This is a genomic window from Ectothiorhodospira mobilis, assembly GCF_016584115.1.
Lineage (GTDB): Bacteria > Pseudomonadota > Gammaproteobacteria > Ectothiorhodospirales > Ectothiorhodospiraceae > Ectothiorhodospira > Ectothiorhodospira mobilis.
Genome location: NZ_NRSK01000014.1, coordinates 58,181 through 72,445 on the forward strand (window position 1 = coordinate 58,181; position 14,265 = coordinate 72,445).

The window sequence follows — 14,265 nt, forward strand, 5'->3', positions numbered from 1 at the left end:
AACCATGCGCCCACGCCACCGCATCGCCGGCGCCGCGCTGGCCCTGGTCCTGACCCCGACGCTTGCGGCGGGGGCAGGGGACGGCACACCGGCCCCCGCCGACCTGCAGCAGGTCTACCGCCAGGCCCTGGAGGCCGACCCCCAGCTGGGGGCCCAGCGCTACCGGCTGCAGGCCCTGAAGGAACAGCGCCGCGAGGCCCTGGCGGGCCTGCTGCCCCAGGTCACCGTCAGCGGCGAGATCCGCGACATCCGCCGCGACCAGACCAACTCCGGCCTGGGGGGCGGTACTGACCAGAGCGTGCGCGACTTCGACCAGACCCGCTACAGCGCCCAGATCCTCCAGCCCCTGTTCGACCTGCCCGCCTGGCGCGGCCTGCAGCGGGGCGATAACGAGGTGGATCGCGGCCGGGCGGAACTGGAGGCCGCCCGCCAGGACCTGGTGCTGCGGGTCACCGAGGCCTACCTGGGCGTCCTCTCCGCCCAGTCCGAACTGGCCCTGGCCCGCAGCGAGCACGAGGCCATGCAGGCCGCCCACGAACGCGTGCAGGGTCTCTACGAGGAAGACCTGGCCGCCGTCACCGACCTGGAGGAGGTGCGCGCCCGCCGCGACAGCGCCCGCGCCCGGGTCATCCGCGCCGAGGGGGAACTGCGCATCGCCCGCGAGGCCCTCACCCGCATCACCGACCGGCGCTACGACCGCCTCGCCGGCCTGCGCCCCGGTGTGGAGCTCCCCGGCCCGGATGGGGAGGACCTGCAGGCCTGGGTGGAGCGGGCCATGGAGGCCAACCCCCGCATCGCCGCCGCCCGCGCCAGCGTGCAGACCGCCAGCACCGATATCCGCGCCGCCCGCGCCCAGCACTACCCCAGCCTGGACCTGGTGGCCGGCTACAGCTACCTGGACGACCTGGACGGCAGCGCCTACGGCCGCGTCTACGAGGACGAATACATCGGCCTGCAGCTCAACGTCCCCCTCTACAGCGGCGGCGGCGTCAGCGCCCGCGCCCGCGGCGCCGCCCGCGAACGCGACCGCCAGCGCCAGGCCCTGGAGGCCACCCGCCGCGAGGTGCGCGCCAACGTGCGCGCCGCCTACGAAGGCCTGGCCAGCGGCCGCGCCGAGATCCGCGCCCTGGAGCAGTCCGTGCGCTCCAACGAACGCAGCGTCGACGCCGTGGACGCCGCCTTCCGCGCCGGCCTGCGCCCCCTGGCGGACGTCCTCGACGCCCAGCGCGAACTCTTCGCCGCCCGCCGCGACCTGGCCCGCGCCCGCCACGAATACCTTCTCGACCTGTTCCGCCTGCGCCAGGGCGCCGGGGCGCTGGATGAGGACGATGTCGCCACCCTCAACCGCGTGCTGGCCATCGCGCCCTGATCCACTCACACCGGTATCCCTCCCTTGGCCACAACGGGTTTCCTCTATCCCTTCGCCCTGTTCATGCTGGCCATCCTGGTCGGCACGCTCCTGCCCGCCCGCCACCTGCCGTCCTGGCTCCCCAACGACAAACTCCTGCACGCCCTGGCCTATGGCCTGGCCGCCGTCCTCCTGATTCTGGCCCTGCCCCCCGGCCAGGGGCGCTGGATCGGGCTGGTGCTGCTGTTTTTGTTCGGATGGCTGCTGGAACACCTCCAGCGCTATGTTCCGGGGCGCGGCTACTCCCGCGGTGACCTGGCCGCCAATACCCTGGGGATCGCCGGCGGCCTGACCGGCACCGCCCTGGCGGGGCTGTGATATCGTTCCGGGCCACGACGCTGCTGCATCGCCCGACGACGAGGTCGCACTGGAAATGTCGCCGCGAATCCTGATCACCGGTGCCACGGGTTTCATCGGCACGGCCCTGGCCCATCGCCTGAATGCGGAAGGATTCGCCTTGCGCGGGGCCGTCCGCCGGCAGGCCCCCAAGGACGCGCCCTACGGGATCGTGCCGGTGGGGGATCTCCATGGAGGCACCCACTGGCAGGCCGCCGTACAGGGTGTGGACGTCATCGTGCATCTGGCCGCCCGCGTCCCCGGGTCAAACGGCCCGGAGACCGGGTCCCTGAGCGCCTTTCGCCGCGTCAACGTGGAGGCCACTGCAACCCTGGCCCGCCAGGCCGCCCGGGCCGGGGTACGGCGCTTCATCCACGTCAGCACCATCAAGGTCCACGGCGAATCCACCCCCCCGGGACGGCCTTTGCGCGAAGAGGATCCCCGCTCCCCGGCCGATGCCTATGCCCGGTCCAAGGCCGAGGCGGAGACGACGCTACAGGCCATCGCCCGGGAGACCGGATTGGAAACGGTGATCCTGCGCCCGCCCCTGGTGTATGGCCCCGGCATGGGCGGTAATCTTGCCCGCCTGATGGGCTGGGTGCAGCGGGGCGTGCCCCTGCCGTTGGGGGCTGTGACCGGCAACCGGCGCAGTCTGGTGGGCGTGGACAACCTGGTCGATCTCATCCACCGTTGTGTGCAACATCCCGCGGCAGCCCACCAGACCTTCCTGGTGGACGATGGCGTGGCCCTGTCCACTGCCGAACTCCTGCATGCCATGGGCCGGGCGGCGGGAAGACCGGCCCGGCTCCTTCCCGTGCCGGTGCCCATGCTGCGTGCCACGGCCTCCCTCCTGGGCCGGGAGGGGATGGCCCGGCGCGTGCTGGACTCGCTGCAGGTGGACTCCTCGAAGGTAGGCCGTGTGCTCCACTGGCGGCCACCGGTCTCCCTGGAGCAGGGGCTCGCGCGGGCCGTCGCCCCGAGCGTTCCATGACCGCTTTTGGCACAGGTCACGACGGGTACCTAAAACGACCAAGCAGCTCATGGGGAGAAGTCGGTGGGTAGCCTTGAGCGCCCAGGGGGCGGCATGCATCCCCGCGGTCACGGGTCCCCCTCCGGGATCGGATCGATGAGAACCGCGTCCTTGTTGCTGTTGGCGAGGGATTGTTAACATGCGCAGTTCTGCGAGTATCCCCGCATTCAGGACGAACACCATCCATGCCCCGCACCGCACTCATCACCGGCGTCACCGGCCAGGACGGCGCCTATCTGGCCCAGTTCCTCCTGGAACGCGGCTATCGCGTACATGCCACCTACCGGCGCAGCAGCGCCGTCAACTTCTGGCGCCTGCAGGCCCTGGGGATCCAGGATCATCCCCGCCTCCACCTGGAACCCTTCGATCTCACCGACATGGGCAGCGCCATCCGGCTGATCGAGCGCACCGAGCCCGATGAACTCTACAACCTGGCCGCCCAGAGCTTTGTGGGGGTCTCCTTCGACCAACCCGTGGCCACGGCCCAGATCACCGGCGTGGGCGTGCTCAATCTCCTGGAGGCGGTGCGCAGCGTCAATCCGCGCATCCGCTTCTATCAGGCCAGCACCTCCGAGATGTTCGGACAGGTCCAGGCCGTGCCCCAAACGGAAGACACCCCCTTCCATCCCCGCAGCCCCTACGGCGTGGCCAAGCTCTTCGCCCACTGGGCCACGGTCAACTACCGCGAAAGCTACGACCTGTTCGCCACCAGCGGCATCCTGTTCAACCACGAATCCCCCCTGCGCGGCCAGGAATTCGTCACCCGCAAGATCACCCATGGGGTGGCCCGCATCCACCACGGTCTGCAGTCCCGCCTGGAGCTGGGCAACCTGGACGCCCGCCGCGACTGGGGCTATGCCCCGGAATACGTGGAGGGCATGTGGCGCATGCTCCAGACCGACCGGCCGGACACCTACATCCTGGCCACGGGACGCACCGAGAGCGTGCGCGACTTTGTCACCCTGGCCTTCCGGGCCGCCGGGATCGAACTCGTCTGGGAAGGGGAGGGCGCACAGGAACAGGGCATCGACCCGGCCACCGGGCAGGTGCGGGTGGCGGTCAACCCCGCCTTCTACCGGCCCGCCGAGGTGGATCTGCTCATCGGCGACCCCTCCAAGGCCCGGCGTGAACTGGACTGGGCCCCGCGCACCGACCTGGAAACCCTGTGCCGGCTCATGGTCCGGGCCGACCTGGAACGGGTGGCCCGGGAGGCGGGCAGGGGATGAGCCGCACCGTCCTGGTCACCGGGGCCGACGGCTTCACCGGCCGCCACCTGCTGCAGGCACTGGAGGCGCGGGGGGACCGCGTCGTGGCCGTGACGGGGCCCGGCCATGGTGGCGGAGACGGAACCTCCTGCGATCTCACCGATGCCGCCGCCGTGCAGGCCCTCGTGCAACGGACCCGCCCCAGCCATGTCATCCACCTGGCCGGCGTCAGCTTCGTCGCCCATGCCGACCCGGAGGCCTTTTACCGTGTCAATGTCCTGGGCACCACCCACCTTTTGGAGGCCCTGGCCGCCCTCGACGCCACCCCGGAAAAGGTCCTCCTCGCCAGTTCCGCCAACGTCTATGGCCGGCCCGCCGTGGAATGCATCGCCGAGGATCTCTGTCCGGCCCCGGTGAACCACTACGGCTGCAGCAAACTGGCCATGGAACACATGGCCCGCACCTACGGGGAGCGCCTGCCGCTGATCCTCACACGCCCCTTCAACTACACCGGCCCCGGCCAGGACGAACGCTTCCTCATCCCCAAGATCGTCGCCCACTACCGGCGCCGCGAACCCGTCATCCGGTTGGGCAATATCCAGGTGAGCCGCGACTTCTCCGACGTGCGCGACATCACCCGCGCCTACCTGGCCCTGCTGGAGAGCGATGCCCGGGATGTCACCTGCAACCTGTGCAGCGGCCGGGCCATCGCCCTGGAGCGCATCATCGCCCTCATGGACGAACGGGCGGGCTATGCCATCCAGGTGCAGGTCGATCCCAACCTGGTGCGCCGGGACGAGATCCCCGTTCTCATGGGGGATCCCACGCGCATGCGGCGGCTCACCGGCATTCACCCACGCCCCATTGAGGACACCCTGGCCGATCTCTACACCGCCCCGGCAGGCGGCTGAGCCGGCATGCGCGTCCTGCATGTCTTCAAGACCTACTTCCCCGAGACCCAGGGGGGGCTGGAGGAGGTCATCCGCCAGATCTGCCGCCACACCCGGCCCCTGGGGGTGGAGTCCCGCGTCCTGACCCTGGCCCGGCGGCCCGACCCGGCCTGCATCCCGCTGCCCGAGGCCACGGTGTACCGCCACCGCCGCTGGGCCGGGATCGCTTCCTGCGGCCTCTCCCCCGTCTTCATCGCCGGCCTGCGCCGCCATGCCGCCTGGGCCGACGTCATCCACTACCATTTCCCCTGGCCCCTGGCGGACCTGGCCCACCTCATCAACGCCCCGGCGGCGCCCGCCCTCATCACCTACCATGCCGATATCCTGCGCCAAAGCCCGCTCATGGTGCCCTACCGGCCCGTCATGCACCGCTTCCTCTCGCGGCTGGATGCCATCGTCGCCACCTCCGGGGCCTACGCACGCTCCAGCCCGGTCCTGCGCCGCCACGCCGGGCGGGTGCACATCATCCCCATCGGCCTGGACGACGGCCCCGCCCCCGTCCCCGATCCCCATCGCCTGCAGGCCATGAGAGAGCGGGTAGGGGAGGGCTTCTTCCTCTTCGTCGGCGTCCTGCGCTACTACAAGGGCCTGCACATCCTGCTGGAGGCCCTGCGCCAGATGGCCCGTACCCCTGGCGGCGGCCCCCGCGTGGTCATCGCCGGCAGCGGCCCCATGGCCCCCGTCCTGCATCGCCAGGCCCGGGACCTGGGGCTGGACCGGGTCGAATTCCTCGGGCAGGTGAGCGACGCCGACAAGACCGCCCTCCTGCAGCTCAGCCGGGGCATTATCTTCCCCTCCCACCTGCGGGCCGAGGCCTTCGGCGTCACACTTCTGGAGGGGGCCCGCCAGGGCCGCCCCCTGATCAGCACCGAACTGGGCACCGGCACCAGCTTCGTCAACGCCCATGGCGAGAGCGGCCTGGTGGTCCCGCCGGAAGACCCCGCCGCCCTGGCCGCGGCCATGCAGCGCCTGCAGGACGACCCCCGGCTGGCCCAGCGCCTGGGCCTCGGCGCCCGCGCCCGCTACGAGCGCCTGTTCACCGGGCCGCGCATGGCCCGGGGCTACGCCCACCTCTACCGCCGGCTCTGCGCGGCCCGCCGCGGTGAAGAGCCATGACTGCCGCCCCGGGCCTGATCCTCGCGGTGGATCTCCTGCGCCCCCCCCTGACCGGGGTCGGACGCTACACCTTCGAACTGGTCCGGGGGCTACAGGCCCATCCCGGGGCCCCGGCCACCCGCTTCCTGCGCAACGGCCGCTGGACTAACGACCCCCTGGCCGGGGCGGAAGCCGTTGCCCCCACGGGCCCCGGGGCGCGCCTCCGCGCCCGCCTGGCCGCCCACCCCCTGGCGGCCCGGGTCCATCGCCAGTTCCAGCACCGGCGCGCACAAAGGGCCCTGCACGGCATGGAGGATCACCTCTACCATGCCCCCAGCCTCTATCTCCCCCCCTTCAGCGGTCCCAGCGTGGTCACCCTGCACGACCTCTCCGTGCTGCACCATCCCGACTGCCACCCCGCCGGCCGCGTACGGGTGGTCGCCCGCGAACTCCCCCGCACCCTGGCCCGGGCCGGTCATCTCATCACCGTCACCGAGGCCATCCGCCGGGAACTCATCGAGGATCACCACGTATCCCCCGGGCGCATCACGGCCATCCACAACGGCGTCGACCCCGGCTTCCATCCCCGCCCCGCACAAGACCTGGCCCCGGTGATGGCCGCCCATGGCCTGCGTCCCGGAGGCTACATCCTCTGCGTCGCCACGCTGGAGCCGCGCAAGAACATTCCCCGCCTCATCCGGGCCCATGGGCGCCTGCCCGAACCTTTGCGGCAGCATCATCCCCTGGTCCTGGCCGGTGCCCCCGGCTGGAACAGCGGGGACATCGTCGACGCCATCCGCGACGCCACCAGGCAGGGGCGCGTGCGCCACCTGCGCTACGTCCCCCAGGACCACCTGCCCGCCCTCTACGCCGGGGCCGCCCTCATGGCCTATCCCTCCCTCTACGAAGGCTTCGGCCTGCCCGTGCTGGAGGCCATGGCCAGCGGCACACCCGTGGTCACCTCCACCGACCCGGCGCTTGTCGAAGTGGCCCATGGCGCCGCCCTGCACGTATCCCCCCGGGATACCGCCGCCCTCAGCGCCGCCCTGGAGCGCGCCCTGGAGGACCGATGCTGGCGTGAGGCGGCCCGCGACCGGGGCCTGGACCGGGCGCGGCAACTCACCTGGTCCTGCTGCGTGGAGCGCACCGTACAGCTCTACCATGCCCTCATGCCCCGATGAACCCGGGCTGATCCCGAACCCGAACGATTGGTATCATCAACCGTTTACGAAACCACCATGAACCTCCCACTCCTGCTCCAGTTCACCCGCGAAGACTTCATCGACCGCTATGCCGGCTCGGTGCTGGGGGGGCTTTGGGCCTTCATCCACCCCCTGGTGATGATCTTCATCTTCGTCGTCGTCTTCGCCAACGTCATGGCGGCCCGCCTGCCGGGCCTGGAATCCAGCACCTACAGCTACGGCATCTACCTGGTCTCCGGCCTGCTGCCCTGGATGGCCTTCGCCAACACCATCGGCCGCTGTGCCAGCGTCTTTTTGGACAAGCGCGCCCTCATCGGCAAGATCCACCTCCCCCTGGCGCAACTGCCGCTGTACGTGGTGCTCTCCGAGGCCATCACCTTCGTCATCGGCTACACCCTCTTCCTCGGCTTTCTGATCGTGACCGGCCATCTTCCAGGGGCGGCCATGCTGCTGGTGCCCTTCCTCTTCCTGGCCCAGCAGATCCTCGCCCTGGGCATCGGCCTCATCTTCGCCGTATTCAACGTCTTCTTCCGCGATCTCAAGGAAATGGCCACCCTGCTCACCACCCTCTGGTTCTGGTTCACCCCCATCGTCTGGGTCCTGGACATCGTCCCTCCCCTGGTGCAGGACATCCAGGTGCATCTCAACCCGGCATTCCTGTTCGTCGACGCCTACCACCGGGTCATGGTCCATGGCCAGATCCCGGAAATGGACGGCCTCCTACGCCTTTTGGGGATCGGGGCCTTTGTCCTGCTGCTGGCCTACGGCCTGCTCAAGGCCCTGGAAAAAGACATCCGGGACTTCCTCTGATGATCCGTGTACACGCCCTGAGCAAACGCTTCCGCCTCTACCGCCGGCCCACCGACCGCCTGCGGGAGATCCTCCTGCGCCGACCCTTCCACACCCCCCACCAGGCCCTCAGCGACATCAGCTTCCAGGTGGAACCGGGGCAGAGCCTGGGCATCATCGGCCAGAACGGCGCCGGCAAATCCACCCTGCTCAAACTCCTCACCGGCGTCCTGCTGCCCGATAGCGGCGGGATCCACATCGATGGCCGCATCACCGGCCTGCTGGAGCTGGGCACCGGCTTCAACCCCGAACTGCCCGGCCTGGACAACATCCGCATCAATGCCGCCCTGCTGGGCATGTCCCCCGACGAGGTGGCCCAGCGCCGCGATGCGATCATCGCCTTCGCCGAGCTGGGCGAGTTCATCGCGGAACCCGTCAAGACCTACTCCTCCGGCATGCTCATGCGCCTGGGCTTCGCCATCGCCATCCACGCCGATCCCGCCTGCTTCGTCGTGGACGAGGCCCTGTCCGTGGGGGACGCCTACTTCCAGCAGAAATGCATGCGTGCCATCCAGGCCTTCCGGGAGCAGGGGGGATCCGTGCTCTTCGTCTCCCACGACATGAACGCCGTCAAGACCCTCTGCGACCAGGCCATCCTCCTGGACGCCGGTCGCATCGTGGACGCAGGCCGCCCCAAGCACGTGGTGGACCACTACCACGCCCTGCTGCTGCAGAAGGCCCACGGCGGCGACACCCCCGTGACCGTCCACCGTCCCGGAGAGGAGACCATGGACACCCCCGCCCTGGCCGGCACCGGCGAAGTGGAACTCCTCGCCGTCCGCATCCGGGATGATCGGGGCCAGACCGTGGCCCACATCACCAGCGAGCAGCGCATCACCGTCAGCATCCACCTCCGCGCCCGGCGTTCCCTGGACGATCCCCACTACGGCTTCGGCCTGCGCAACCGCTTCGGCCAGTCCGTGTTCGAGACCAACACCTCCTGCGCCGGCATTGCCACCGCGCCCCTGGCCGCCGGCGAGACCGTCGTGATCCACTGGCAACTGGAGGCCAACCTTGCCCCCGGGCACTACGCCATCACCGTCGGCGTCGCCAACCGCGCCCACAGCATCGGCGCCTTTGACGAAACCCTGCTTTTTGTGCACGACGCCGCCCTCCTGGAGGTGGGCCTCAACCCCGACGCCATCCGCTACGATGGCTTCTACAACATGCGCCCCGGCATCCACATCGAGCGCCCCGAGGAGATGCCCGCATGAATGCCCCCGAAAAAGCCCGGCCCACCAGCGCCGAACTGCGCCATGCCTACACCCGCGACTACTTCCTGGGGGACTGCGGCGGATTCGAGACCTACCTGCACTCCGGTGGCAAGGCCCTGGACCCGCGCCTGGACTGCATGGCCCGCCTGGCCCGCATCCGGCCGCCGCGGCCCGGCATGCGTGTCCTCGACCTGGGCTGCGGCCGCGGCGAGATGGCCCGCCATTTCGCCGCCCTGGGCTGCCAGGTGGACGCCGTGGACTACGCCCCCGACGCCATCCGCCTGGCCGAGGCCTGCTTCCGGGACGAACCCCACCTGCGGGAGCGGGTCCATCTGGTCTGCGCCTCCGTCACCGAAGCCTCCGCCTACCGGGGCGGCTACGATCTGGTCCTCGCCTCCGACGTGATCGAACACCTGGCCCCCGGGGAACTGGACTGCCTCTACACCCTCGTCGCCCGTCACCTGCAGCCCGATGGCCGGTTCCTTATCCACACCTTCCCCAACCACTGGTACTACCGTTTCGGCCATCCCATCCGCCGGCGGCGGGCCGCCCGGGAAGGGCAGCATCTGCCTGAGGAGCCGCGCTCCGACTACGAACGGCAGATGCACATCAACGAGCAGACGCCGCCCGGTCTGCGCCGCCAGTTGGGCCGGCATTTCCCCCATGTCCTGCTCTGGGCCGGGGACCACCAGGCCCCCCAGGGCAGCCTGGCCCGCCGTTTCGGCCTGGCCGACTGGCGCGAAGCCCCCTCCCTGTTCGCCGTCGCCGGCCACGCACCCACGGCCCCCGAGGGGGTGCTTGCCGTCCTGACCCAGCCCCTGACCGGCCATGATCCGCAGCCCCCGTCCACTGCCGCCACCGCCACCGCGGGGAAGTCCTCCCCATCCAATCCCTCCGGGGCAGTGCGCGGGTTTGTGCACCGCCTGCGCCGCCACCCCCGGCTGCGGGCCGTCATCGACCGTCTCCACGCCCTCTACCGCCTGCCGCATCATGTACACACCCTGAAGACCCTGCAGGAGGAACAGGCCCGTCTAGGCCGCCGCCTGGACGCCCTGGCCGCGGAACCCGCAGGGCAGGGCGGGGCGGGTGGCTCCGGCCGCCTCGAGGCCTGGTATCAGGACTTCGAAGACCACTTCCGTGGCCCGCCGCAGGTCATCCGCGACCGCCTGCGGATCTACCTGCCCCACCTGGAAGGCGTCCCCATCGGCCCTGAGACCCCCCTGCTGGACCTGGGCTGTGGCCGCGGCGACTGGCTCACCCTGCTGGCGCAACACGGCCATCCCGCCGAAGGCGTGGACCTGAATCCCCAGGCCCTGGAACAGGCCCGTGCCCATGGCTGCCGCGTCCGCCAGGCCCCGGTCCTGGAGCACCTGGCCGCCCTGGAAACGGGCCGCCACGGGGCCATCACCGCCTTCCACCTGGTGGAACACCTGCCCTTCGAGGCCGTACTGCAACTCATCGACGAGGCCCGGCGCGTCCTCGTGCCGGGGGGGCTGCTCCTGTTGGAGACCCCCAACCCCGAGAACCTGGCCGTGGGGGCCTGCCACTTCCACACCGACCCCACCCACCGCCACCCCCTGGTCCCGGCAATGCTGGCATTCACCCTCACCCGGGCAGGCTTTACCGGGGTGCAGACCCTGCGCCTGAATCCCGCCCCCCCGGAGCACCATCTGCCGGGGCAGGGCGCCACCACGGACCTCCTCAACCACCTGCTGCACGGTCCCCGGGACTACGCCGTGCTGGGGCATCGCGCCGCCTGATCTGTTGTCCGGACACAAAAGGGCCCGCCATAGGCGGGCCCGGAAGGGGATGCGGCATCCGCACAAGCCTTTACCGCGCTGCGAAATGCAACGCCTGCAAGCAGGGCCCCGGTCAGGGTATACTCCCCGCCCCTGACGGCCCGGAGCGATCCCACATGTTCTCCATGGAGCTCAAACTCAGAGCCTTCCTCCGCCGGCATCCCCGGATGGCGGCACGCATCATGGGTCTGATCCGCCGCTCCCCCCGCCTGAGCCGCTTCTGCGTGCGCCGCTACGGCCTGCGCCTGCTGCAGCCGCCGCCGGCCGTCACCGGCTACCGCCACCCCCTGCCGGAATCCCGGGACGCCCTGACCCCCCGGGCCCGGGAGCTCGCCCGGCAACTGGAGCCGCATCCGCGGGAGAACGCCTGAACCATGCGCATCGTCATCGACCTGCAGGCCTGCCAGTCCGCCAGCCGCCTCGGTGGCATCGGCCGCTACACCCAGAACCTGGTGGAGGCCCTGGCCCGCAACCGCGGCGAACACGAACTGCGCATCCTGCTCAGCGACCAATTCCCCGACACCATCCAACCCCTGTACGAACGCCTCTCCGGCCTCCTGCCGCGCCACCACATCCAGGTCTTCCAGGCCCCCGGCCCGGTCTCCGAGGGCAACCCCAGCAACGCCCCCAGGGCCCGGGCCGCCGAACTCATCCGCGAACGCCTCATCCGCGGCCTGCGGCCCGACATCCTGCAGATCGGCAGCGTCGTGGAGGGCCTGGGGGATGATGTCATCAGCTCCATCGACCGGCTCATGCCCGGCCGGCGCACCAGCGCCACCCTCTACGACCTCATCCCCCTGGTGGAGTCGGACACCTACCTCGACAACCCGGTGGTCGCCGCCCACTACCACCGCAAACTGGAAGAGCTGCGGCGGGCCGGCCTGCTGCTGGCCATCTCCGAATACAGCCGCCGCGAGGGCATCCAGCACCTGGGGCTCGACCCGGAGCGGGTGGTCAACATCGCCGCCGGCGTGGACCCCCGTTTCCGGCCCCGCCCGGTCCCCGGGGAACGGGCCGGCCCCCTGCGCGCCCGTTACGGCATCCGCGGCGACTTCATCCTCTATACCGGCAGCTTCGACCGCCGCAAGAACCATCCGCGCCTCATCCAGGCCTACGCCCGCCTGCCCCGGGCCCTGCGCGCCCGCTGCCAGCTGGTCATCGCCGGCAACGGCTGTGATGCCATCTATGCCCCCCTGCACCGCATCGCCCGGCAGGCGGGGCTGGCCGCCGGCGAGGTCCTCTTCACCGGCCGCGTCGACGACGAGGACCTGCTGGACCTCTACAACCTCTGCCGGCTCTTCGTCTTCCCCTCCCTGCGCGAGGGCTACGGCCTGCCCGTACTGGAGGCCATGGCCTGCGGCGTCCCCTGCATCGCCTCAGGCACCACCAGCCTGCCGGAAGTGGTGGGCCGGGAGGACGCCCTGTTCGACCCCCACGACCCCGACAGCATCGCCGCGCGCATGCGCCAGGTCCTGGAGGACGACGCCTTCGCCCGCAGCCTGGCGGAGCAGGGCCGCCGGCGCGCCGCCCGCTTCACCTGGGATGCCAGCGCCCGCGCCGCCCTGGACGCCTTCGAGGCCCACCACGCACGCACCGCCCCCCTTGACGGCGACGACGATAGCCACCGTGGCGCCCTCCTGGCCCTCTCCCACCTGGTGCGGCGCCACCCCCCCCTGGAGGGCGAGATCCCCCGCATCGCCGGTGCCCTGGAGGCCAACGAACGCATCCTGGCCGATCCCGATCCCGATCCCCGGCCGCGGCGCATCGGCTGGATCACCCCCTGGAACACCCGCTGCGGCATCGCCATGTATGCCCGTCACCTGGCCGCCCCCCATCTGCACGACTACACCGTCCTCGCCCCCCTGGAGGAGCGGCCCGATCTGCCCGACGAACCCAACGTCCTGCGCTGCTGGCACCCCGGCGACCCGGACCTGCGGGGGCTGACCCAGCGCGTCCACGACCAGGGCCTGGACACCCTCCTCATCCAGTTCAACTACGGCCTGTTCGACTTCCCGGCCCTGGCCGCCTTCCTGCGCGAGATGATCGCCACCGGCCGCCGCCTGTTCATCACCCTGCACGCCACCCGGGACACCCCCACCCGCCGCCTGGAGACCCTGGCCGCCCCCCTGCGCCTGTGCGACGCCGTCTTCGTGCACAGCCCCCGGGACCGCGACGCCCTGGCCCGCATCGGCGTCACCGCCCACGTCGAGGACTTCCCCCACGGCGTCCCCGACACCGCCCCCGCCGCCCTGGACCCCGGCATCCCCCCCGGGCGTTTCGTCGTCGCCTGCTATGGATTCTTCCTGCCCCACAAGGGCTTCCCCGAACTCATCGAGGCCTGCCACCGGCGCCTGCAGGCCGGCGACGACCTGCACCTGCTCATGGTCACCGCCCGCTATCCCGTGGACCTCTCCGCCGAGCTCATCCACAAGGCCCGCCGGCGCATCCGCGAACTGGGCATGGAAGACCGGGTCACCCTGGTGGACGATTTCCTGGAGGACAGCCACAGCCTGGGCCACCTGCGCCACGCCCACCTCATCGTCTTTCCCTACCAGGAGACCGGCGAATCCTCCAGTGCCGCCGTGCGCATGGGCCTGGCCGCCGACCGCCCCGTGGCCGTCACCCCCCTGGCCATCTTCGACGACGTGCGCGACGCCACCCACCGCCTGCCCGGCACCGGCCCCGACGACCTGGCCCGGGGCATCGCCCACCTGCGCCGGGAACTGCAGGGCGGCGACCCCCTGCGCGAACCCGCCCGCGCCTGGGTGCAGGCCCACCGCTATCCCGCCCTGGGCGGGCGCCTCTGGCGCCGCCTGAACGCCTGAACCATGGCCCGCCCCCCGCTGCCCCGGCGCCTGCTCACGCGCCTGGTCCGCATCCTGCGTATCCTCGCCCGCCTGCCCGAACTGCAGGACCGCCTCGCCCGCCAGGAGGCCTGCCGGATCGCCGCTGAGGATCGTCTCCGGGGGCTGGAGGCCCGCATCACCCAACTGGAGGCCCGCGTCGCCGCCTGGCCGGCCCGCGCCCGCCGCCACCGCCGCCTCCAGGACCGGCGCATCGCCCGGGACCGCGCCCCCCGCGACCACGCCCTGGAAGAGCGTATCGACCGCCTGGAACGCACCCTCAGCGCCGGCCGCGCCGCACCGCCCCCGCCCCCCTGGCTGCAGGCACCGCCCA

The 14,265-nt window shown here is 71.0% G+C and carries 13 protein-coding genes; all 13 read left to right on the forward strand.

Features of this window, described 5'->3' with window-relative positions:
• Positions 1 to 4: 4 nt before the first annotated feature.
• Positions 5 to 1,369 (forward strand): TolC family outer membrane protein, encoded by a 1,365-nt coding sequence (locus CKO33_RS07485; RefSeq protein WP_200181013.1) that lies wholly within the window; start codon positions 5 to 7, stop codon positions 1,367 to 1,369.
• Between the two features lie 24 nt (positions 1,370 to 1,393).
• Entirely contained in the window at positions 1,394 to 1,726 is a 333-nt protein-coding gene (locus CKO33_RS07490; RefSeq protein ID WP_200181015.1) for a VanZ family protein, read from the forward strand.
• 55 nt (positions 1,727 to 1,781) lie between these two features.
• Positions 1,782 to 2,735: an NAD-dependent epimerase/dehydratase family protein gene (locus CKO33_RS07495; RefSeq protein ID WP_200181017.1), complete on the forward strand. Its 954-nt coding sequence runs from the start codon at positions 1,782 to 1,784 to the stop codon at positions 2,733 to 2,735.
• A gap of 224 nt (positions 2,736 to 2,959) precedes the next feature.
• Positions 2,960 to 4,000 carry a GDP-mannose 4,6-dehydratase gene (gene gmd, locus CKO33_RS07500; RefSeq protein ID WP_200181018.1) on the forward strand — a complete coding sequence of 347 codons (1,041 nt, stop codon included), beginning with the start codon at positions 2,960 to 2,962 and terminating at the stop codon, positions 3,998 to 4,000.
• A complete protein-coding gene (locus CKO33_RS07505; RefSeq protein WP_200181020.1) occupies positions 3,997 to 4,890 on the forward strand; it encodes an NAD-dependent epimerase/dehydratase family protein in 894 nt (297 codons plus the stop codon). The genes gmd and CKO33_RS07505 overlap by 4 nt, the downstream gene beginning before the upstream one ends.
• Before the next feature lie 6 nt (positions 4,891 to 4,896).
• Entirely contained in the window at positions 4,897 to 6,045 is a 1,149-nt protein-coding gene (locus CKO33_RS07510; RefSeq protein ID WP_200181022.1) for a glycosyltransferase, read from the forward strand.
• Positions 6,042 to 7,205, forward strand: coding sequence for a glycosyltransferase family 4 protein (locus CKO33_RS07515; RefSeq protein WP_200181024.1), 1,164 nt, complete (start codon positions 6,042 to 6,044; stop codon positions 7,203 to 7,205). Before CKO33_RS07510 ends, CKO33_RS07515 begins: the two co-directional genes overlap by 4 nt.
• A gap of 57 nt (positions 7,206 to 7,262) precedes the next feature.
• Positions 7,263 to 8,036 carry an ABC transporter permease gene (locus CKO33_RS07520; protein ID WP_200181026.1) on the forward strand — a complete coding sequence of 258 codons (774 nt, stop codon included), beginning with the start codon at positions 7,263 to 7,265 and terminating at the stop codon, positions 8,034 to 8,036.
• On the forward strand, positions 8,036 to 9,289 hold the full coding sequence (locus CKO33_RS07525; RefSeq protein WP_200181028.1) for an ABC transporter ATP-binding protein: 1,254 nt from the start codon (positions 8,036 to 8,038) through the stop codon (positions 9,287 to 9,289). Before CKO33_RS07520 ends, CKO33_RS07525 begins: the two co-directional genes overlap by 1 nt.
• Positions 9,286 to 11,049 carry a class I SAM-dependent methyltransferase gene (locus CKO33_RS07530; RefSeq protein ID WP_200181030.1) on the forward strand — a complete coding sequence of 588 codons (1,764 nt, stop codon included), beginning with the start codon at positions 9,286 to 9,288 and terminating at the stop codon, positions 11,047 to 11,049. The genes CKO33_RS07525 and CKO33_RS07530 overlap by 4 nt, the downstream gene beginning before the upstream one ends.
• Positions 11,050 to 11,204: 155 nt before the next feature.
• On the forward strand, positions 11,205 to 11,459 hold the full coding sequence (locus CKO33_RS07535; protein ID WP_200181032.1) for a hypothetical protein: 255 nt from the start codon (positions 11,205 to 11,207) through the stop codon (positions 11,457 to 11,459).
• Positions 11,460 to 11,462: 3 nt separating this feature from the next.
• A complete protein-coding gene (locus CKO33_RS13850; RefSeq protein WP_200181033.1) occupies positions 11,463 to 13,913 on the forward strand; it encodes a glycosyltransferase in 2,451 nt (816 codons plus the stop codon).
• 3 nt (positions 13,914 to 13,916) lie between these two features.
• The coding region (locus CKO33_RS07545) for a hypothetical protein (protein ID WP_200181035.1) at positions 13,917 to 14,265 on the forward strand (349 nt) is incomplete at its 3' end.